The organism is Haloferula rosea, from assembly GCF_016595525.1.
GTDB lineage: Bacteria > Verrucomicrobiota > Verrucomicrobiia > Verrucomicrobiales > Akkermansiaceae > Haloferula > Haloferula rosea.
Map to the genome: position 1 here is coordinate 83,385 of NZ_JAENII010000007.1, position 20,706 is coordinate 104,090.

Sequence of the window (20,706 nt, forward strand, 5' to 3'; positions counted from 1 at the left end):
ACCCATCTTCCACACATCCCATGCCTCTAACACTCTTCTGGTTCTTTGCGATCGTGATGCTCGTCGGCGGACTCGCCGTGGTATCCCTGCGCAATCCCGTGGCTGCCGCTCTGGCCATGGTGTCGTCCTTCGTCGGCCTCGCCGGTCTGTTCATCGGCCTGAACGCCTACTTTGTCGGGGTCATGCAGATCCTCGTCTACGCCGGGGCCATCATGGTCCTGTTTCTTTTCATCATCATGCTTCTCGATCTGAAGACCGAAGAGAAGCAGGCTCCCAAAGTGGTCCCGCTCGTCGGTGGTCTCGGCATCGTCCTTGCTTTCACCATCCAGCTCTTCGGCATCCTCGGCAAGGTACCCAACAAGGAGTCGACTCCAATCGACTACCAGGCGGCCTCCGAACACTACGCCCCCATCAGCAAGTCGGTGTCCGAACGTCTGGCTGACGGCCAATTGCCCGACGTCAACCTCGTCGGCGACGTGATCTTCAAAGGCTACAATCTCCCGCTCCAGATCGTCGGAGTCCTCCTTCTGGTCGCCACGGTGGGGGTCGTTGTCCTCTCGAAACGCCAGACCATCTGAACGACCATGGCATCCCTTCATTCCTACCTTCTCGTTTCCGGTCTTCTGTTCGCGATCGGTTTTGCCGGTGTGGTCCTCCGCCGGAACATCATCGTCGTCTTCATGTGTCTCGAGCTCATGCTCAGCGCCGCCAACCTGACGCTGGTTGCCTTCTCCCGTTTCAACGGCAAGAACGGACTGCCCGACTACGACGGCCAGATGCTTGTCTTCTTCGTCATCACCGTTGCAGCGGCCGAGGTCGCCGTCGGCCTCGCCATCATTGTCGCTCTCTATCGGGCTCGTCAGACGATCCACACCGACGAACTAACCAGCATGAAGGGCTAGGCGCCCCGCTGACTGACGATCCACCACTTTCAGAAGCACACTACTCAAGTCTCCATGGCCTGGCTCCTACTTCTCCTGCCGCTGCTCTCCGCCGCAGCAAACCATCTTTTCCTCAAGCGGAATGCCTTCCTGGCATCCATGCTATCCGTCGGATCGGTCGTCGCGACCTTCGTGATCTCGCTGCTCCTGTTGGGGGCGACCGACAGTTACGCTTTCACCTGGGCTTCCCTTCCCGAGCCCGTCGGGAACCTCTCGATCTCGCTGAAGCTCGACCAACTAGCCACCGGGATGATGATCGTGGTCACCGGCATCGGCATGCTGGTCCATATCTTCTCCCTCGCCTACATGGCGGATGACTCCGCGAAAGCGCGGTACTTCACCTGCCTGTCGCTCTTCATGTTCTCCATGACCGGCATCGTGCTGGCCGGGAACTTCATCATGACCTTCATGTTCTGGGAGCTCGTCGGCCTCAGTTCCTACCTCCTGATTGGTCACTGGTACGAGAAGAATTCCGCGGCGGACGCCGCCAAGAAGGCCTTCCTCGTGAACCGGATTGGTGACTTCGGATTCATGGTCGGCATCCTGCTCCTGTTCGGGATCACCGGAACCTTCATCTTCGACGAAATGGGAGCCAAGCTCGCCGCCTTCGAAAGCGCCTACCCCGGATGCTATCCATGCCTGCTCGGCACGGCGATCCTTTGCGTATTCTGCGGTGCGGTTGGCAAGTCGGCCCAGCTTCCCCTCCACGTCTGGTTGCCCGACGCGATGGAAGGCCCCACCCCGGTCTCCGCGCTGATCCACGCCGCGACGATGGTCGCCGCCGGCGTCTACATGCTCTACCGCGTGCATCTCTCGCTCGGCGTGGAGGTCTTCACCGAAACGATGGCGGGAGAAGTCATCGCCTGGGTGGGTGGTCTCACCGCGCTGGCCGCCGCTTTGATGGCGACCCAGCAGGACGACATCAAACGGATCCTCGCCTACTCCACCCTCTCGCAGCTCGGTTACATGGTGATGGCCACCGGCCTCGGTGGTGGCGATGCCGGCATGTTCCATCTCTTCACCCACGCATGGTTCAAGGCCCTCCTCTTCCTCGGTTCGGGCGCCGTGATCTACGCCTGCCACCACCAACAAAACATCTGGAAGATGGGTGGTTTGCTCAAGAAGATGCCCATCACCGGCATCACCTTCTTCCTCGGTTTCCTGGCACTCATCGCCGTGCCATTCACCTCGGGCTTTTTCTCCAAGGAGGCGATTCTCCACGCCGCCGAAGGAAATCCGCCACTGTTCTGGATTGCCGTCGCCGTGGCCGTGCTGACGCCATTCTACATGACCCGCCTGTTTGTGGTCACCTTCCTCGGATCTCCGAGCTCGGATGATGCGGATCACGCGAAGGAAGTCAGCCCGTTGATGTTTGTTCCGCTCGTCCTTCTCGCGGTGCTTGCCGTGATTGCCGGCTACAAGGGAATCAACACCCTCGCACCGGCCCTCCCCGCTCACGCCGGAGAGTTTCACGTGAATCCACTTTTCTGGATTTCCCTCGGAGCGCTGCTGGCAGGCTCCATCCCCGCCTTCATCATCTACAGCGGCCGCACCAAGGATCCGCTCTCCATCCCCTTGTTCCGCGAACGTTTCTACCTCGATGCGATCTACGACAAGGTATTCGTGCGTGGCATTCAGGATGGCGGAGCAGCGCTCATCCACTTTTTTGATGAATTCCTGATCAACGGCGTGTTGGTCGGCGGTTCGACGCGCTTGGTCCAGTCGGTTGGCGGGCTCTTCCGCCGCGCGCAGAATGGCAACCTCCAGGCCTACGCCTTTGCCTTTGGCTTGGGCGTTATCGCCGTCATCTACTTCACCGTGTTCTGGAAATAGTCGCCAGCAGCCAACCTTTCCAATCTTCCCGAAATGCTCCTCGCACTTCTACTCATCCCGCTACTTGCCTTCGCTGCCATCCTGAGCGGCTCCAAGGCACGGACTGCAGCCACCATCGCAGCTGGACTCAACCTTGTTCTCGGACTTGCCGCGGCGCTCTCGTTTGCTTTATCCGACAGCTCCCGTCTGTGGAACTTCTCCGTTGACGTCCTGCAACGACCCCACATCCAGCTGTCTCTGGAACTGTTCGATGGCATGAGCGTGATCATGCTTCTGCTTTCAGTGATCGTCACCTTCGCCGCGGTCTTCTCCGGCAAGGCTCCCGACGGTCGTGAGAAACTTTACTACGGATCCTCCCTGCTGATTTCGGCCGGGGCCATCGGCGCGTTTCTCTCCACGGACCTGTTCTTCTTCTACGCATTCCATGAGCTCGCCCTCATTCCTACCTTCCTCATGATCGGCATGCTCGGTCGTGGAGATCGGAAGGCGATTGCATGGAAAATCACCATCTACCTTGGCTTCGGCTCACTGGTCCTGCTGGCTGGATTGGTGTGGCTCGCGAGTGCCTTCGGAACCTTTTCCATCCCCGCGATGCTTGAGCAGGGCCCACTCGCTGATGCTTCTGCGCAGAAGAGCATCGCCGCGTTCCTCATCCTGGGTTTCGGCATTCTGGTTTCCTTGTTCCCCTTCCATTCGTGGGCAGCTCCCGCCTACGCGAGCGCACCCGCACCGACCGCCATGCTCCATGCCGGCGTACTGAAGAAGTTCGGTCTCTACGGTCTCCTCCGACTCGCAGTGCCTCTTCTTCCTGATGGCCTCTCCGCGTGGTTGGTTCCTCTTTGCGTCCTGCTCCTCGGCAATATCGTCTGGGTCGGATTGGTCACCATCAGCCAGAAACGCCTCGACGGCATGCTCGGCAACTCCTCGGTGATGCACATGGGCTACATCTTCCTCGGAATTGCGGCCCTCGCCGCGCCCGGCCTCAATGAAATCGCTCTCCCTGCGGCCGTTCTCCTGATGTTTGCGCACGGCATCTCGATCGCCATGCTCTTCGGCCTCGCCGACCGCATCGAGCGTGTGACTGGAACCCTGGATCTCCAGAAACTCGGAGGTCTTGCCAAGTCAGCCCCCGCACTGGCCTTCCTCTTCGGCCTCGTAGGCATGGCCAGCATCGGTCTTCCGGGACTGGCCAACTTCGCGGGCGAAGTGATGATCTTCATCGCCTCCTTCGTGAACTATGATCCGGCCGCCGGCCTCGGACCGGTGCAGATCACCTGCATCATCGCCATCAGCGGCGTGGTCATCAGTGCCGTCTACATGCTCCGCGCCTATCGCAGCATCTTCCAGGGTCCCGCCGTTGATTGCACCCGCAAGGCTGCAGACCTAACGCTTTCGGATCGCATTCCCGCTGTGCTGCTGGCCGTCACACTCCTCGCGGTCGGGATCTTCCCGAACCTCCTGCTTTCCCTGCTGAAGTAGTTCCATACGCCTTCCACTTCGCACCATCCATTTCCATGCCTGCCTACTACCTTGAAGCTCTGACCGTCGTTCTCGGTCTCGCCTTGCTGATGTTCGAGGCCTTCGGCCCAGCCCACAACAAGCGCCCGATCGGCATGTTCGCGGTGTTCGGACTGTGCCTGATCCTGACCTTCAACTTCTTCGCCGTCGGACCGAAGGAAGGTTCGGCCATGGCCGACTGGCCCCTGTGGAATTTCTATCAGTTCGACTCGCTCGCCCGCTTCTACAAGGGGTTCGCCCTGGTCTGCACCATCCTGGTCCTGCTCATGGCCATGGATTTCCGGTCCATCCTTTCCCGCTTCACCGAGAATCCCGAGTCGGAGGACGGAACCGGCGAGTTCTTCGCCCTCCCGGTCTTCGCATGCGCGGGCATGATGTGGATGGCATCCGCCAAGGACCTCATCGGCGCCTTCGTCGCCCTCGAACTGGTCACCATCACCTTCTACGTCCTGGTCGGCTACATGCGGCGCAACGTCGGCTCCCTCGAAGCCGGCGTGAAGTATCTCATCCTCGGAGCCCTCAGCACCGGGTTCCTCGTCTACGGCATCGCCTGGATCTACGGTGCGACCGGCACCATGAACCTCGATCAGATCGGCGAAATGATGCCGACGCTCGAGAACCCCAACGCACTGCTCTTCGGCATCGCCCTTGTCCTCGTCGCTCTCGGTTTCAAGGTAGGCGCAGTCCCCATGCAGATGTGGATCCCCGATGTCTATCAGGGCGCACCCACTCCAACGACCGCCTTCCTCTCGGTCGGTTCGAAGGCAGCCGGTTTCATCCTCACCATCCGGGTGCTTCAGCCGATGTTCGTGGAAGGTTCGCCGGTAGCGACTTCGGTCACCGTGATTCTTGGGATCATGGCCGCGGCCTCGCTCCTTGTTGGTAATCTCGCTGCTCTCGCGCAGAGCAACTTCAAACGCCTGCTCGCCTACTCTTCCATCGCACACGCTGGATTCATCATCCTCGCGCTGGCGGCATGGAAATCGGATACGTCCGACGAACTGGGTTCCATTGGAGCCGTCAGCTTCTACCTCGCCACCTACCTGCTGATGACGCTTGCGTCGTTCTTCGTCCTCGCCCAGGTCCGCATCCAGACCGACTCGGAAGAGATCGACAGTTTCAATGGACTGGGGCGCCGCAATCCAACCCTGGCCCTTCTCATGACCGTCATCATGGCGGCCATGGCAGGGGTGCCGCTGACCGCAGGCTTCTGGGGCAAATTCTTTGTCTTCTCCCTCGCCGTCGAGGCCGGTCTCTGGTGGGCCGTCGGCATCGCCTTCATCGGTGCTGCCGCCGGATTCTACTACTACTTCAAGCTCATCCGTTCGATGTGGTGGAACGAACCGGACCGCGACACCGCCAGCGTCGTACTCCCTCAGATCTCACGTATCAGCGTGATGACCTTGACCGCGCTCGTCGTGGTGCTCGGATTCTGGCCCCAGCCGATCCTTTGGCTTTTGGGCTGAAGGTGACACACCCGGCTGCAGCATGGCTGTGGATGAAAATCCCTACGCCGCGCCGTCGGTCGAGCCCAGCAACCCGGCCTTCCTTCCCCAGCGACGGTCCTTCCCTGACCTGCGAACCAAGGAACTGAAGAAGCTGAGGAACGACTCCCATTCACTCCGTGCCATGGCGGTCCTTCTGATCTTGGGAGCCATCGCTGCTGGGCTCTTTCTCCTCCCGGCTCCCTCGATCCGCCTCTGGATCGGCGTGACCTTATTGATGATACTGAATCTCGGCACAGCCTGGGCGCTTCTCAGTCGCCCGGCATGGGGTCGTCACCTTGGATTCCCCACGGCAGTCCTCATGCTCTTCTTCATTCCCGTGGGAACGATCTTCGCGCCGATCTGCATGATCGCGCTTGCCCGCGGGGCCCGCCTATTCGGTCCCCAGCGCTTCCTTCACCACGAACTTGAAGCTGAGTGGAAATACCGACACAAACTCGGAATCCACTGAGCTTTGCTTACTTGGCCGCAGCTTGCAGCGCCCGGAGTCGATCCAGCGCACTACCATCATCGATCACCCGACGAGCAATCTCGATGCCGTGGCCGATGTCGTCCGACAAGCCCGCGCAGGCGATCGCTGCGCCCGCGTTGAGAAGCACCATGTCCCGCTTCGGACCGGAATCCTCAGCACCAAGAATCGACTCCAGGATCTGAGCATTCAGTTTCGCATCCCCGCCTTCGAGGTCGGAGACTTCTGCATGCCTAAGACCGAAGTCCCGAGGTCGGACCTCTTCATCCGCAATCTCTTCGAGACTCCCCGATTTGCAGATTCGGGTGGATCCCAACAGGCTGAGCTCATCGACGGACCGACCGTCTCCGGTAGTGCCATGAACGGCCCACGAGCTCTCTCGGCCCAGACGCTGAAGAATCTCGGCGAAGACTGGACACCACTCGCGCGAAAACACCCCGACGAGCTGGCACTGCGGCTTGGCCGGATTGAGCAAGGGACCCACGAGATTGAAGATGGTTCTCACCCCCTTGGTTGCGAGTTGCTTGCGCACTTCCACCACCGCCTTGAAGGCCGGGTGGTAAGCTGGAGCGAAAAGAAAGCCGACGCCCGCCTCTTCCAGACACTTGCGGAACCCTTCGGCTGGAAGGTCGAGTCGGACGCCCAGCTCCTCGAGCACATCCGCACCGCCGCTCTTCGAGGTGATTCCTCGATTGCCGTGCTTGACGACCGTGGCTCCCGCAGCTGCCACGACGAACATCGAAGTCGTCGACACATTGAAGAGATTCAGCTTGTCGCCTCCGGTCCCACAGACGTCGATGGTCGGACCCTCCCGATCCACAAGACCCGCGTGGGGGTCAACGGCATGTTCGAGAAATGCTTCGACGAACCCGGCGATCTCTGCAGCCGTTTCTCCCTTCTTCGAGAGCGCCTCGAGCAATCGGGCCTTCCGCGCCGAATCCCCACCACTCTCAAGCAGCAGCTCCGCAGCCACCCGAACTTCACGGTCATCCAAGTCGCGCCCTTCTTCGAGATGCTGAATCAATGCGTCCATTGCCGGGATGCTACTCCACTGCCCGATCAAGATGCCAGCCTCACCTGCAAAGAAATCCCGAAGACAAGACGTCTTCGGGATTGAATCGGCGGGAATCGGCTCCTCGGCTCAGTTCATCCGCAGACGCTTGATGCATGAGAACATCACGATGAGGGAAACCACCACGATCACCATCAGGATCGCCCCCAAGGCGAGCTTGCCGTAGATGAAGCTACCAATCGCAAACAGAGAACCATAGATGATGAAGCACCCTAGGAAGATGCAGAGCACCTGCAGAGGCATCTGCCAGGTTTGTCCCTCCGGTTCCAACTGCTCTCCATTCGCGGCGGCCGCCTCACGAACGGCGGCCCAACCGGGACCACCCGGCTGGGTCTTGCGGTAGAAGGATTTCAAGGTCTCCATGCTGGCAGGCTTGGTGACCAGCGTGGTGATGATCCATGCCAACGTCACGGCGATCACAGCCATGATCAACTGGGTCGGGAAGACCAGACTGGAGATTGCGGCGTCGTAGAGGACGATCCGTTCACCATCAACAATGGCAGCGATGCTCGAATTCACGAGTGACGGATCCTTGTGACTCTTACGCGTCTCGTGTTGCTTTTGCACCGTCTGCGCAAACGCCACGATCTCGGAGTTCCTTGAGCCCTCCTTGTTGAGAATGGCCAGCACAGCGGACTCACCGACCTTTGCATTGAAGGCACCGTAGGCCACTTCATACGCATTCAAGGCAGCAGCCACACCGTCCGGATCCTCCTTGGCCCGCTTCTGCGAGGTCGACCATACCTTGGCGGCCTGATTCGACCTTTCCTTCAAGCTCTCCGCTTCCTTTCCGAAAGTTGCCTGCTGGGTTTCCACCATCTTGGCGAGAGCCGGGTCTTCGATGGACAAGGTGCGTTCCTTCACCAGCGATGAGGTCGCGAGAAACCGGGTCATTCCATCATCCTTGACCACCACGACAATGAGGATGGCGACCACGGTCGCCACGACCATCGCCACGATCTCGGTCCACGCATTGATCCGCCACCAGAACCAACGCAGAAGGTAGATCAATCCCGTGCCTGCACCCGACAGCAGCAGGATCTTGAAGGCCTGGCCGGCGCTCTCGAGCACGGTCAGTGAGAGCGTACCCGCACAGACCATCAGCAATACCGTGCAGATCCGCCCAACGGTCACCAACTCCTTCTGCGAAGCCTTGGGGCTCACGAAGCGCTGGTAGAAATCGTTCACCACATACGACGAACCCCAGTTCAGGTGCGTGCCGATGGTTGACATGTATGCGGCGATCAAGGAAGCCACGACAATCCCCAACCACCCGGGGCTGAGGAAGGTCAGCATCGCTGGATACGCGATATCCTGTCCAAGATACTTCGGATCGATCGCCGGGAACTTCGCCTTGATGTCGGAGAGTTCGGGGTAGATCACGATGGATGCCAGCGCCACGAGGATCCATGGCCAGGGACGCACCGCGTAGTGCATGAAATTGAAGAGCAAGGTCGCCCCCACCGCGTTCTTCTCATCCTTTGCGGAAAGCATCTTCTGGGCAATGTAGCCGCCACCGCCCGGCTCGGCGCCGGGATACCAGACCGACCACCATTGCACCGCGACCGGAATCAACAACAGTGGCACCCATTCCACCCAGTCGTTGAACTCAGGCAGCGGGTTGAGCTTCGGTGCGACGGCCGGGTGAGCCAGCAGGTTCGAAAGTCCGCCCACTTCAGGAAGATTCACCGCCACGATGGCCGCATAAACCGCTCCGGCCATGGCGATGCCATACTGGAAGAAGTCCGACCAGATGACGCCCTTGATGCCACCGAGAGAGGCGTAGATGACCACAAACACCGAGGCACCCACCACCGTCTGCATGGGCTGAAGACCCAACATGATCGCCCCGATCTTGATCGCGGCCAAGGTGACCGATCCCATGATCAGGCAGTTGAAAAAGAAGCCGAGATAGATCGAGCGGAAGCCCCGGAGGAATGCCGCCCCCTTGCCGGAGTAGCGCATCTCGTAGAACTCGAGATCGGTCATCAGGCCGGATCGACGCCACAATTGCGCATAGATGAACACCGTCACCATCCCGGTGATGAGGAATGCCCACCAACCCCAGTTCGAGACTACCCCTCCACCGCGCACGAGGTCGGTGACCAGGTTCGGGGTGTCGCACGAGAAGGTGCAGGCCACCATCGAGATGCCCAGCAGCCACCACGGCATGCCACGTCCCCCCAGGAAGAAGTTCTCGGTGCTTTTCCCCGCTGAGCGGGAAGCCACCACCCCGATCCCCAAGACAATGAGGAAGAAGATGGCGATGATGACCCAATCGATGGTCTGGAGCTGTAGGGCTAGGAAGGTTGGACTCATTCGCACGTCGTGTTTCGGACGCGCTGAGACTCTGCAATCTCCATCACCGGAGCAACCCGGAAATTGGGCATATTGTCACAAAAATACCGTATCTAGCCGAAATACGGAGGTTCGTTGCCCTCGATCCACTTGATATTGCATCCACTGCTTGGCAACTGCCGACTTGGCGCCGCCTCACCAGCCAGCATCTCATCGATCGCCAACTGCAAATCCGCACCGTTTGGAGTCACCCCATTCTTCGGGCGGGCGTCATCGAATTGCCCAGCATAGAACAGCCCACGATCAGCGCCGAACAGAAAGAAATCCGGAGTGCATGCCGCACCGTAGGCCTTCGCCACCTCCTGGGTCTCGTCAAACAGGTAGGGGAAATCCCAGCCACTCTTCGCAGCGAACTCCGCCATTTTCTCGGGACCATCCTGAGGATACTTTTCGATGTCGTTTGAAGAAATCGCCACGACCTCGATCCCCGCCTCCTTGCAGCGCTTCGCGAAACGGCCCAGCTCTTCCGCCAACATCACTACGAATGGGCAGTGATTGCAGACAAACACGATCAGGGTGCCATTGGACCCGGTCAGATCCTGAAGCGAGTGCTTCGTTCCGGAAGGATCGGGAAGAACAAAGTCCGGGGCCTTGTCGGCGGCCTTCAGGGTGAATGTCGAAAGTGTCTCTGCCATGCCCACCACCTCGACTCATCCGGCGACCGCGTCAAGGGCGGAGCCTGCCCCGAAGCGATTTTCCAGAATCGAACGGCGATAACTGAAGATCGATTCGAGTTTCCGACGGACGAACAGGGCGTGCACCAAGGAACCGATCGGCCCGAATGGCATCGCATAGTAGACGAGATCCTTCATCAGGACCCCGCCCTCGACGGATTCAAAGGTATGTCGGTGATGCCAGAACGCGTAAGGGCCGATCCGCTGCTCATCGACGAAACAGTGCACCTCTTCGACCCCCTTGATTTCGGTCACCCACGATACCCAGATTCCCGGGAAGACCATGACCTTGTAGGTGATGATCTGGCCATTGTGCATGGTGTCGGACCGACAACTCTCGATCTTGAACCCGAGCTCGTCCGGCGTGATCTGATCCAGATTCCGGGGCGATGAGAAAAATTCCCACGCCTCCCCGATGTCAATGGGCAGCCATTGCTCCTGCTCAAGCGTGTGAATTTTCATGAGCCATGCATCGCATCGATCCCCAGCTCGGCAAGTCCCACTTCCCGTCAGGAAAAAGCGGCCGAGAGAAGGGTCGAAAGCACAACAATGATGCCAATGATGCATTGAAAGCCGAGGAACAACAGACTCAGCCCCATCAGGATCTGAAACACCTGTCCAGGCTCCCGTCGCCGAACCGCCATGCGCAAGCTGAACCCGCCCAAGCAGAGGGCCGCCAGCACCCCTGCATGATGCACTCCAAAATCAACGCCCTCCGCCCAAGCGACCTTGGGGAGCAGATCGACAACGATGCCAAGAAGATACTGAACCCCGATCGTGAATGCCAACACCCCCGCACACCCGATCCCGGTGAAAATCGGCTTCTGGGGAGGAGACTCCACATCCAGCCAATCCCCGGACCCGACCTCCGTCGCACGGTTAGCATCCCCCTTCCATTCCCAGACCCACACTTCCCCGAGATCCTCGGTTCCCCCGAATTGCTCCCACTCGGGAGTCCCCCTGATCTCAGGAAGGACATCCACCTCAACCCTGACCCGCCGATACTCATCCCCCTCTTCAGCGCCCTCGGGGAGCCCTTCGAACTCGTCGAGCCTGTTCAGCAGTTCCTTCGAAACCTCCCACACTTCACCGACCACAAACCCACCAGCCGGATCGAGCACCAGCCCGGGATACCACGAAATCTGATAGAGGTGCCCGCGGACACAACGGACACCTTTCAATTCACCACCCTTCATCCGGAACGCGTTCGACGCGTTGCTACGAAGGGTGCCGTAGACAAATACCAGTTCTTTCGAACCGCACGCCACAGGATCAGGCCCGGTAACCGAGCTCCTCGTTCAGATACTCCTTCAGCGGCTCCAGCCCCTCTTCAAGCTCCGCCGAAATCGGAATGATCTTCACTTTCGGAAACCGCGCTTGGAAGATCTTCAATTTCTCATCCGCTCCTTCGAGGTCCATCTTGTTGGCGAGCACGATCCAAGGAAAGTCGCCCAACTCCTCATCATACTCACGGATTTCCTTCCTCAGGATCTCAAGGTCCGAGATCGGATCGCGACCTTCACTTCCCGCCATGTCGATCACGAACAACAGCGTGCGGCACCGCGTGATGTGACGCAGGAACTCATGCCCGAGCCCGCGGTTCTCATGAGCCCCTTCGATCAAGCCCGGGATATCCGCCACCGTGCAACGACGGAAGTCACCGAACTCGACCACCCCCACCACCGGCTGAAGGGTCGTGAAGGGATAGCTCGCCACCTTCGGGTGCGCATGGGACAGCTTGCTGATGAGCGTGGACTTGCCGGCATTCGGGAAACCAACCAGCCCGGCATCCGCAATCCGGCGCAGCTCGAGATAGTAAACCCCCCGATCGCCTTCGGTGCCAGGCGTGCTTTCGGTCGGAGTCTGATGCGTCGAGGTCTTGAAGTGGGTGTTTCCCTTGCCTCCGACACCGCCCGAACAAAGCACAAACTCCTGACCTTCCTCCGTCAGGTCGGCAACCGGCTCAAGATCGATCCCCTCCTCGGAGCGCTCCAGTTTGACCGCGTCCTGAACGTTGTCCGCATTGGCACGATAGACGACTGTTCCCGGTGGCACCTTGCCGACCACCGTCTTCCCACCACGACCAGAACGCTTGTATTTGCTCCCGTGCTGACCGTTCTCGGCAATCAGTTTGGGATCGAAATGATACTGGCGCAGGTTGTCCGTCGATGGATCCACCTTGAGGATGACGTGGCCTCCACAGCCACCGTCACCACCATCGGGCCCCCCTCGGGGTACGAATTTCTCCCGACGGAACGAGACGTGGCCATTTCCGCCGTCGCCGGCCTTCGCGTAGATCCTGATGTGGTCGATGAACATCTTGAAGTGAGTGTGGCCTGCGGGCTTGCGCTAATCAAACCTTGGCGTCCAGCCATTTCCCCCGGAAGTGAAGGCGGGTGAAAATGAATGCCTGGCTGACCATGTCGAGCGCCAGGATGATCCACACCGCCAGGAGACTGGTCAGGCCGAGCGAGCTGGCGACCGCCAGCACTCCGACCCGGATGAGAATCATGCTCCCGAAGGCATAATAAATCACCATCGCCGTGGCCCCAGCCCCACGCATCGAGGTCTTCAGGACGATGCAGGTCGCGAAAAACGGCTGACTGATCGCGCACACGACCAGCAAGGGCGAAGCGAGATCGACATGCATCGAGCTCGCCGGAGCGATCAACTCGACCAACTCCCGGCCTGCCAAGGCGAATACCACCCCCATTGAAGTCATGACGATGAGGGCAATTTTCCAGCACAAGCGCACCGCCTTGACCGCCATCTCCTTCGAGCCGGCGCCAAGATACTGCCCGACCAATGCCGCCGATGCCGTGGCGATTGCGAAACCGGGAAGAAACGACATCGACTCCACCCGGATCGCAAGAATGTGCGCACCCAGCGCGCCTTCGATCGGGAGGCTGGAAATCACGCGGACTCCGTAGGCGTGGATTCCCCACATGCCCGCGATCTCCAATGACTGGGGTGCTCCGACCCGGATGATTCGCCGCATCACCGGCCAGTTCGGTCGCAGCCCCTCCACCGACCAATTGAGTTCGCCAACCTTGGGGATCGCGACCACTCCCACCACCACGGCCAACCCTGCGGCCCAACCGATCACGGTTCCCAGAGCAATTCCGTCGATCCCCCGCCCCCCAATCCCGGGTGGGCCGAAGACAAGAAGCCAACTTGCCAGCATGTTGACGCCATTGACGACCACCATCCCGATGAATGGAGTCCGGGTGTCACCACTGCCCCGGAGACCTGCATTGATCGCCACGAGCACCCCGCTGAACGGCCCGGAATACGAGAACACCCGCAAATACTGCTCGGCTCGTTCAGCAGCCAGCGGACCGAGGCCGATCCATTTGATGAGTAATGGTCCCGCCATCAGCAGCACGGCCATGGAAATCAAGCCCGCCGTGAGCCCAAGCCAGACTCCCTGACCCAGACCCTCCTTGGCGAGTCGCTCCTGCTTGCCCCCGGTGGCTCTGGAAACGAGAGCCATCACCCCGGTGGCGACCGCGATCTGGAGGATGTTGAAGAACCACGCCACATACCCGCCCAGCCCCATGGCATCGAGAATCGCCACGCGTTCGGCCCCTTCCGACATGCGACCGGAAATGAGCAGATCCGTCATGCCAACGCAGAACGTGAGCACCTGCTCAAGCAGTGGCCAGACCGCGAGCACGCCGACCTGGCCAAGCAGAGTCTTGCCCGCAAGCCGACCGCCAAGGAGTGCCGACTCGGTCGCCCCCCTCTCGCTTGCTTCAGAACTGGCTCCCGGTTTCGACATGCTTGCCTGAGAAGCCTCTAACCCGACGCAGCACCGGGATCAACCCTGGTCCCCTTGGGCATCACGATGAACTCACCGCTTGGCCAGGCTGCGTTTCAGGAGTGGACGAGTCGATCGACATCGCCGATATTCGATTTCGAATGTCTGAGCAACAAGTCCAACTCGACGGATCACTCCTCCTCGCCACGCCATCCTTGCGGGACGGGATCTTCGACCGTTCGGTGATCCTGCTGGCGAACCATTCCCCGGACGAGGGAGCCTTCGGCTTGATCCTCAATCAACCAACCGGTCAGGAAGTCGGACACTTCCTCAAACAACCCGAGTTCTCCGGATTAGAGAAAATCCCCGTGCATATGGGTGGCCCGGTTTCCCAACAGCAACTCACCTTCTCGGCCTTCTGGTGGAGCGCCAGCGACGGCCTGCACTGGCAGGTCCGCATCCCCGCCGAGGAGGCGGTTCGGCGCGCCAAACAACCCGGCGTCATCGTGCGCGCCTACATCGGCTACTCCGGATGGAGCGCGGGCCAGCTCGAGGACGAGTTGAAGCGCCAATCATGGATCACCGCCAAGCCTGACGCGGCTCTGCTGGGAAAAGTCCACGACCTTGAACTGTGGTCGGACATTCTCAGCACCATGTCCCCCTACCACCGGCTACTGATCGATGCCCCCGCCGACCCGGGGTTGAACTGATTCGACAACGGGTTCTTCACCCGAAGGCATTCTCGACCCGATGAACCTTCGGTCGTTCTCCATCCTTCAGGACCACCTCGATCACATCGTAGCGCCAGGGGATCTCGCGTGTTCCGAGGAGTCGGAGCCATTCATTGCCACCCCGCCGGATCAACGACTGTTTCTTCTCATCCACCGCATCAAGCGGACGCCCATAGTCCGTGGATGTCCGCGTTTTCACCTCGGCGAAAACGAGCAGGTTGCCCTCGCGGGCGACCAGATCCACCTCGCCGCCCTGCGGAGCTCGGAAATTCCGATACAATACCTTCGCTCCTCTCGCCCGCAGCCAATCGCGGGCGATGCGCTCGCCAAGCACTCCAACTTCGGCCGAGCTCAATCGACCTCCATCACGATGGGTCAAGCGGCAGCAACCGTTGAGCAACGGGCTGAAACGACCGACGATGTATGCGACAAGGGCCATGAGTCTGCAACGCTGCCAGATGGACTTTCGTACCATAGCCCTTGTGCCTCTCAAAGCCGTATTCCGGAAACTCCTCGGCATACTCCACCATCCGCCTGTCCCTTGAAACCTTGGCGATGATGCTCGCCGCCGCGATCGACAGGGACTTGCCATCTCCCTTCACGATCCCTTGATGGGACCAACGGAAATTCGGCACCGGCAATCCATCGATCAGACAATGGTCCACCATCTTCCCGATGGCAGCAACCGCCCGCGCCATGGCGGCATGGGTCGCCTTCAGGATGTTGATCGAATCGATCTCATCCGCCTCCACAAACGCATGCCCCCACTGAAGCCGGTCGTCGTTGGTCAGTCTTTCGAACAGCACTTCCCGACGCTTTTCGGTCAGCCGTTTCGAATCATCCAGCCCTTCGCAGGTGAAGCCCGAAGGCAGTACCACGGCGGCCGCCGAAACAGGACCGGCCAACGGGCCACGACCCGCCTCGTCGACACCCGCGACCACCTTGTGACCACGGGCGTGACAGTCCTCTTCGAAACTCAGGTCGGGCATTGCGCCCTCAGAATGCACCCATCCGGTCCATCAACGCCATATGAGAACGGTTCTCCGTCGCAAAAATTTGCGTGGCATAGACCATGCCGTCAGGAGCTGTGTAGACGCCCACTCCCGTGGCATCCCAATCACCCTTGAGATTGAAACTGTGCTTCTTCGAGTTGGCCCAGGAGTCGACCAGTGTGGACGAGACGTTTCCGCGGATCGTTCCGCCGGCGACATTCTCCGCCACGTTCTGCATGCTGTAGGCCCGCTGAGCCGCGAGGGCACGCTCTTCGAAGCCGTAGTGGGAGATATTCTCGGAGCCGAGGGTGAACTTCCCTCGATTCTTCGCCATGAATTCACAGTGCTGCTGGGCGAGCCGATCAAGCCCGGAGTGACGACGAAGTGGCGCCTTCCCAATGGACTGGCGGTAATCGTTGATTGAGGTGTGAAGCTGGCTCACGTCGCCGGACTTCGCATTCGGCGACTTCTGCGCCATGGGTACTCTGGTGGTATCAAGATCCGAGGCGCAGGATGCAAAGCACAGTGCAAGACCTGCCCCCAATCCCCTCAATAGGCTGGTTTGGTTCATGTGGGTAGTGGTGTGTAGTCATGGGGGGACTGCGGAAGCACACTAGCAAACAAACCTTAAACGTAAAGATTTTTTGAAATTCGACACCCAAGCACCTCCTATCACAACCCACTAACGGCAAGCGTCTTGCAGCCACAAACGAAACACCTACGCGATCACGTAGGCCGCCGAATTCCCCGGAAAATGGGTGGAGCCGCTGGTCGGATTTGAACCGACGACCTGCTCATTACGAATGAGCTGCTCTACCCCTGAGCTACAGCGGCTAATGACCTCCTCGCCTCCCTGATGCCCTCTCACTGCCCCATAAGAGCGGTGGGAATCGGCGGGGTCCGAGGTCGGACGGGGAGGGAATTAGCCTTCCCGGTTCCTGATGACAACCATAATTCGGTGCGATTCCCCTCGCCCTTTTCATTCCCCCACGACAGCCACCGCCACCTGCCGCTGGTGGGCCGCTCGACGGTGCTCGAACAGGAAGATCCCCTGCCACGTGCCAAGCACCATCCGGCCGCTCATGATCGGAATCACTTCGCTGCTTCGGGTGAGCGCCATGCGGATGTGACTCGGCATGTCATCCGGCCCTTCGTAGGTGTGGACGAAATACGGGGTGTCTTCCGGCACAAGATGATCGAAGAACGCCTCCAGATCCTGGCGAGCACTCGGATCCGCATTCTCCATGATCACCAGACTGGCCGAAGTGTGCCGGACGAACACCGTCACGGTCCCATTCTCGATTCCAGATGCTGCCACGATGGCTTGGATCCGGTCTGTGATCTCATAAGTCCCCTTCCCCCGGGTCTGGAGCGTGAATCGGTCGGTATGCGCACTCATTATCGTAGAGGAAGCGGGTTCGGTTGGGCCAGGTGGACAGCGCCGGATCGCGGATTGTCCCCGGGCGCTAGAGCATCACGTCCTGCCGCCTACGGGACCCACCGGGCCGAGCCAACCTAAAGTTTCTCCGGTGACTGTAGTAGTTCAGCAATTCGCGCCAGCAGGAGTCCGGCACCACCTCCATCGACCACCCGGTGGTCGAAGGTCACGGCAAGTTCCGCCTCGGTAGCAGGCACGAAGGCCTCCACTTCCTTGCTCCAAATCGGTTTCTTCTCACCAGCGGCGAGCCCCAGAATCAAGGTTTCATTTGGTAGCGGGATCGGAGTGCCGTTGGTCAGCCCGAAGGTTCCGAAGTTGGTGACGGTGGCAATTCCACCGCGGGTGTCATCCTCAGTCAGTCGACGGCGGCGGGCGCGGTCGACCATCTCGGCATAGGCGCCGGTCAACTGCCCGAGATTCATCGAATCGACATTTCGAAGCACCGGGACCACCACTCCATCTTCCACCTGGACGGCCACACCGATATCGAACGCACGAGGGTGAACAATGCGTTCACCGATGAGGAATCCGGCGCTCGCAGGATCCTCCGCCAAGGCGAGCGCAAAGGCACGAAGAAGGTAAAGGGTGAGTCCCGGTTTCGGGTCCTGGGCACGTCGATGATCCAGCGCCCGATCCAGTCGGACCGGACGACTGACGGTCGCCAACGGACGACTCCAGCTGCGGCGCATCGCATCCGCCACGGCAAGCCGCATGGGCGAGGCCTGACTGCTTGGCCATTCCTCGATGTAGTCGAGGAAGGCTTCCAGATCCTGAACCGTAACGCGTCCGCCTGCACCGGTTCCAACCACGGCGGAGATGTCGGCTTCACGCAGTCCGAGCTCCGCCATGCGCGCACGCATGCGCGGGGAAATGTAGTGGGCGCCCATCACACCTGCCGGCACCGGCAGGCCCTTCACACTTGGCTCGACGACCGGTTGGCGTTCCTCGTAGGTGTCATCATCCACCGCGAAGTGGAGGTTCTTTTCCTCTTCCTCGGCGGCCGTGTTCACACGCTTCTCGGCGGCCGCTTCGAGCGTCTCCACGCCGGTCTTTTCGACTTCATCAGCTTCAACCTCCAGCAGGCCGAGGGTCGTGCCCACCGCGTAGGTCTCGCCTTCCTGAACGTTGAGTTCCCTGACCACGCCTTGACACAGGGTGGTTACCCCCATCGTCGCCTTTTGAGTTTCAACTTCGATGACCTCCTGGTCCGCCTTCACGACATCGCCAATGGCGATATCAATCCGGACGACGGTGGCTTCGGCAATCGATTCCCCGAGCTGGGGCATGAGGATTGGAACAGTCGGCATGATGGTTAGAAGGAAAGGAGTTCACGCATGGCGATGCAGATCGACTCAGGCGTCGGGCGGTGGGCTGCCCAGAGATTCGGATGGTAAGGGACCGGCGTGTCCCGGGAATTCAGCCGCTTCGGCGGGGCGTCGAGGAGGTGGAAGCCTTCCGAACACACACGAGCGACCACCTCGGCGGTGACGCCTCCCCACGGAAAGGATTCGCCCAAGGTCAGCAAACGACCGGTGCGGGCCACACTGGCCAGAACGGTGTCCATGTCGAGTGGCTTGACCGTGCGAAGGTCGACCACCTCGATCTCCCACCCGCTCTCCTGTTGGAGACGGTCGGCTGCCCGCACGGCCTCGTGGACCATCGCACTGTAGGTGACGATCGTTGCGTGGCGCCCGTGGCGTGTGATGCGTGCCCGCCCCAGAGGAAGGCCATCGTGGTCAATCTTCGGAGCCTTCAGCCAGCGGTAGAGAAACTTGTGCTCACAGTAGAGCACCGGGTCATCGAGGGCCACCGACTCGATCAGCATCTGATAGGCATCGGAGACCGTTGCCGGCGTGACGACGACCAGCCCGGGATAGTGGGCATAGATCGACTCCATGCTCTGGCTGTGGAATGGACCGGATCCGGGAGTGCCTCCTGAAGGAAGTCTCACCGTAATCGGCACCGGAATCCCGGTCCGATAAAAGTGGGTCGCGGCCTGATTGACGATCTGGTTGAAGCCGACCGACGAAAAATCTGCGAACTGCATCTCGAGGATGGGGCGCATGCCGTCGATGGCCGAGCCGATCGCCATACCAACCATCGCATCCTCACTGATTGGAGAATCGAGAACCCGCCCGGGATAGGCGTCGGCCAAGCCCTTGGTTGCCTTGAATGCCCCCCCGAACCGACTGATGTCCTGCCCGTAGAGGAATACCCGCGGGTCATCCTTCAACAACTGCTCCTGCGCCTCACGGATCGCGTCAACGTAGGTAATACTCATGCCTCGAAAGGAAGTGCGGGGTTCTGGGAACAGGCCTGCCAGGTTTCGTGCCATGGATCAGGCTTGGTTTCCTGCTGGGCCTTCGCCAGCGCACGCTGGACCCGATCCTCCAGTTCCGAGCGCCAACCCTCGATTTCCTCGGCCGTCGCATACCCGGAATCCACCATCTGCTGGCGCGCGACATCCATGCAATCCTGCCCGAGGTGTCCGGCCCGCAGGGTGTCCGGCACATAGCTTCCGTCGTCATGCTCTCCGTGCCCCGACAGACGCAGCAGATTCGCGACCACCATTTGCGGACCGCCGCCTGCCCGCGCGCTGGCGACCGCACCTCCGATCACACGAAGACACGCGAGGAAATCCGTGCCATCCACCCGATGACCCGCAACCCCGTAGCCTTTGGCCCGGTCATACAAATCCTCGCAGGCAAACTGTCGGTCGTTCGGCGTCGAGTAGGCGAACTGATTGTTGGCCACCACGACGACCAGAGGCAGCTTTTCCACCGCCGCGGCATTCAGTCCCTCGTGAAAAGCCCCGGTCGAGGTGCCGCCATCACCGATGCAGGTGGCCCCGACCACACCATCCAGTTCGCCCTTCAATCGACGCGCGAGCAGCATGCCTGTTACGACGGGCACCGCGGCACCGAGGTGGGAAATCATGGCCAACAGGCCTTCCGCCGGGCGACCCCGGTGGATGTTGCCATCTCGGCCACGCATCGGACCTTCGACCGACCCGAGGTAGGTCCGGGCGCAATCGAGCAGATCCTCGCCGAAGGCAGTGCGACCTCCCTGATCCCGGATCAGCGGGGCAAAGACATCGTGCTTCCACTTCAGGGAGCCACCAAGCGACGCGCTGACCGCTTCCTGCCCCTTGCCCAGATACACTCCGCCCACGATTTTGCCCGCCTTGTAGAGGCTGGCGAGCTTCGTCTCAAGCTGCCGAGCCTCTAGCATGGCTCGGTAGACTTTTCTGGCATGTTCCCGCTCGGTGGCGGGGGGAGGCAGGTCCGGCTGATCTGGCACGGCCAGAGGCTAAGACGGGCCTCTGCCGGGCGGCAAGGGATATGAGCAATCATCCAATGCTCCGCACTGGACAAGGTCGCGGCCATCCCCTCATAACCCCCCGGCCGGTCAAACC

At 60.3% G+C, this 20,706-nt stretch carries 20 protein-coding genes, 1 tRNA gene and 1 pseudogene; 7 read left to right on the plus strand and 15 right to left on the minus strand.

Translation table 11 applies throughout. The annotated features are described in order from the left end of the window. Positions 1-20: 20 nt before the first annotated feature. The 6 genes from JIN81_RS10385 to JIN81_RS10410 are packed head-to-tail and all read left to right on the plus strand — an operon-like array spanning position 21 to position 6,248. Positions 21-578 carry an NADH-quinone oxidoreductase subunit J family protein gene (locus JIN81_RS10385; protein ID WP_200278882.1) on the plus strand — a complete coding sequence of 186 codons (558 nt, stop codon included), beginning with the start codon at positions 21-23 and terminating at the stop codon, positions 576-578. Positions 579-584: 6 nt separating this feature from the next. Continuing rightward, positions 585-902 (plus strand): NADH-quinone oxidoreductase subunit NuoK, encoded by a 318-nt coding sequence (gene nuoK / locus JIN81_RS10390; protein ID WP_200278883.1) that lies wholly within the window; start codon positions 585-587, stop codon positions 900-902. 54 nt (positions 903-956) lie between these two features. Next, the gene (nuoL, locus tag JIN81_RS10395; protein ID WP_200278884.1) at positions 957-2,774 is read left to right on the plus strand and encodes an NADH-quinone oxidoreductase subunit L; all 1,818 of its coding nucleotides are present in this window, start codon (positions 957-959) and stop codon (positions 2,772-2,774) included. A gap of 33 nt (positions 2,775-2,807) precedes the next feature. Next, on the plus strand, positions 2,808-4,253 hold the full coding sequence (locus JIN81_RS10400; protein WP_200278885.1) for a complex I subunit 4 family protein: 1,446 nt from the start codon (positions 2,808-2,810) through the stop codon (positions 4,251-4,253). Positions 4,254-4,288: 35 nt separating this feature from the next. Further along, positions 4,289-5,758, plus strand: coding sequence for an NADH-quinone oxidoreductase subunit N (locus JIN81_RS10405; RefSeq protein ID WP_200278886.1), 1,470 nt, complete (start codon positions 4,289-4,291; stop codon positions 5,756-5,758). A gap of 22 nt (positions 5,759-5,780) precedes the next feature. Further along, positions 5,781-6,248, plus strand: coding sequence for a hypothetical protein (locus JIN81_RS10410; RefSeq protein WP_200278887.1), 468 nt, complete (start codon positions 5,781-5,783; stop codon positions 6,246-6,248). 7 nt (positions 6,249-6,255) lie between these two features. On the opposite strand, the gene trpD is transcribed toward JIN81_RS10410, so the two are convergent. From trpD to JIN81_RS10445, 7 genes and pseudogenes are all read right to left on the minus strand, one after another. After that, positions 6,256-7,299, minus strand: coding sequence for an anthranilate phosphoribosyltransferase (gene trpD / locus JIN81_RS10415; protein ID WP_234044703.1), 1,044 nt, complete (start codon positions 7,297-7,299; stop codon positions 6,256-6,258). 957 nt (positions 7,300-8,256) lie between these two features. Beyond that, positions 8,257-9,657, minus strand: a pseudogene (locus JIN81_RS19565) (sodium:solute symporter family protein); the annotation flags it as partial. Positions 9,658-9,749: 92 nt separating this feature from the next. Next, complete coding sequence (locus tag JIN81_RS10425; RefSeq protein WP_200278889.1) at positions 9,750-10,331, minus strand: thioredoxin family protein; 582 nt, start codon at positions 10,329-10,331, stop codon at positions 9,750-9,752. A gap of 15 nt (positions 10,332-10,346) precedes the next feature. Next, positions 10,347-10,832, minus strand: a complete 486-nt coding sequence (locus JIN81_RS10430; RefSeq protein ID WP_200278890.1) for an SRPBCC family protein — start codon at positions 10,830-10,832, stop codon at positions 10,347-10,349. 47 nt (positions 10,833-10,879) lie between these two features. Further along, positions 10,880-11,638, minus strand: coding sequence for a gamma-glutamylcyclotransferase family protein (locus JIN81_RS10435; protein ID WP_200278891.1), 759 nt, complete (start codon positions 11,636-11,638; stop codon positions 10,880-10,882). Between the two features lie 4 nt (positions 11,639-11,642). Then, positions 11,643-12,689, minus strand: coding sequence for a GTPase ObgE (obgE, locus tag JIN81_RS10440; RefSeq protein ID WP_200278892.1), 1,047 nt, complete (start codon positions 12,687-12,689; stop codon positions 11,643-11,645). A 34-nt stretch (positions 12,690-12,723) separates the two neighbouring features. Next, positions 12,724-14,151, minus strand: coding sequence for an MATE family efflux transporter (locus JIN81_RS10445; protein ID WP_200278893.1), 1,428 nt, complete (start codon positions 14,149-14,151; stop codon positions 12,724-12,726). Positions 14,152-14,291: 140 nt separating this feature from the next. On the opposite strand from JIN81_RS10445, the gene JIN81_RS10450 reads away from it, so the two are divergent. After that, positions 14,292-14,840, plus strand: a complete 549-nt coding sequence (locus JIN81_RS10450; protein WP_200278894.1) for a YqgE/AlgH family protein — start codon at positions 14,292-14,294, stop codon at positions 14,838-14,840. A gap of 16 nt (positions 14,841-14,856) precedes the next feature. On the opposite strand, the gene JIN81_RS10455 is transcribed toward JIN81_RS10450, so the two are convergent. The 8 genes from JIN81_RS10455 to JIN81_RS10490 all read right to left on the minus strand — a co-directional run bounded on the left by JIN81_RS10455 (position 14,857) and on the right by JIN81_RS10490 (position 20,591). Next, complete coding sequence (locus JIN81_RS10455) at positions 14,857-15,300, minus strand: YraN family protein (protein WP_234044704.1); 444 nt, start codon at positions 15,298-15,300, stop codon at positions 14,857-14,859. Continuing rightward, the gene (locus JIN81_RS10460; protein ID WP_200278897.1) at positions 15,227-15,850 is read right to left on the minus strand and encodes a ribonuclease HII; all 624 of its coding nucleotides are present in this window, start codon (positions 15,848-15,850) and stop codon (positions 15,227-15,229) included. Before JIN81_RS10460 ends, JIN81_RS10455 begins: the two co-directional genes overlap by 74 nt. Positions 15,851-15,857: 7 nt before the next feature. Then, the gene (locus tag JIN81_RS10465; RefSeq protein ID WP_200278899.1) at positions 15,858-16,331 is read right to left on the minus strand and encodes a CAP domain-containing protein; all 474 of its coding nucleotides are present in this window, start codon (positions 16,329-16,331) and stop codon (positions 15,858-15,860) included. 281 nt (positions 16,332-16,612) lie between these two features. Beyond that, positions 16,613-16,687 (minus strand) — tRNA-Thr (locus JIN81_RS10470). Between the two features lie 145 nt (positions 16,688-16,832). Continuing rightward, positions 16,833-17,252, minus strand: a complete 420-nt coding sequence (locus tag JIN81_RS10475; protein ID WP_200278901.1) for a secondary thiamine-phosphate synthase enzyme YjbQ — start codon at positions 17,250-17,252, stop codon at positions 16,833-16,835. Positions 17,253-17,368: 116 nt separating this feature from the next. Then, complete coding sequence (locus JIN81_RS10480; RefSeq protein WP_200278903.1) at positions 17,369-18,598, minus strand: dihydrolipoamide acetyltransferase family protein; 1,230 nt, start codon at positions 18,596-18,598, stop codon at positions 17,369-17,371. A gap of 5 nt (positions 18,599-18,603) precedes the next feature. Beyond that, complete coding sequence (locus JIN81_RS10485) at positions 18,604-19,572, minus strand: alpha-ketoacid dehydrogenase subunit beta (RefSeq protein ID WP_200278905.1); 969 nt, start codon at positions 19,570-19,572, stop codon at positions 18,604-18,606. After that, the gene (locus JIN81_RS10490) at positions 19,569-20,591 is read right to left on the minus strand and encodes a thiamine pyrophosphate-dependent dehydrogenase E1 component subunit alpha (RefSeq protein WP_325100871.1); all 1,023 of its coding nucleotides are present in this window, start codon (positions 20,589-20,591) and stop codon (positions 19,569-19,571) included. Before JIN81_RS10490 ends, JIN81_RS10485 begins: the two co-directional genes overlap by 4 nt. Between the last annotated feature and the right edge of the window lie 115 nt (positions 20,592-20,706).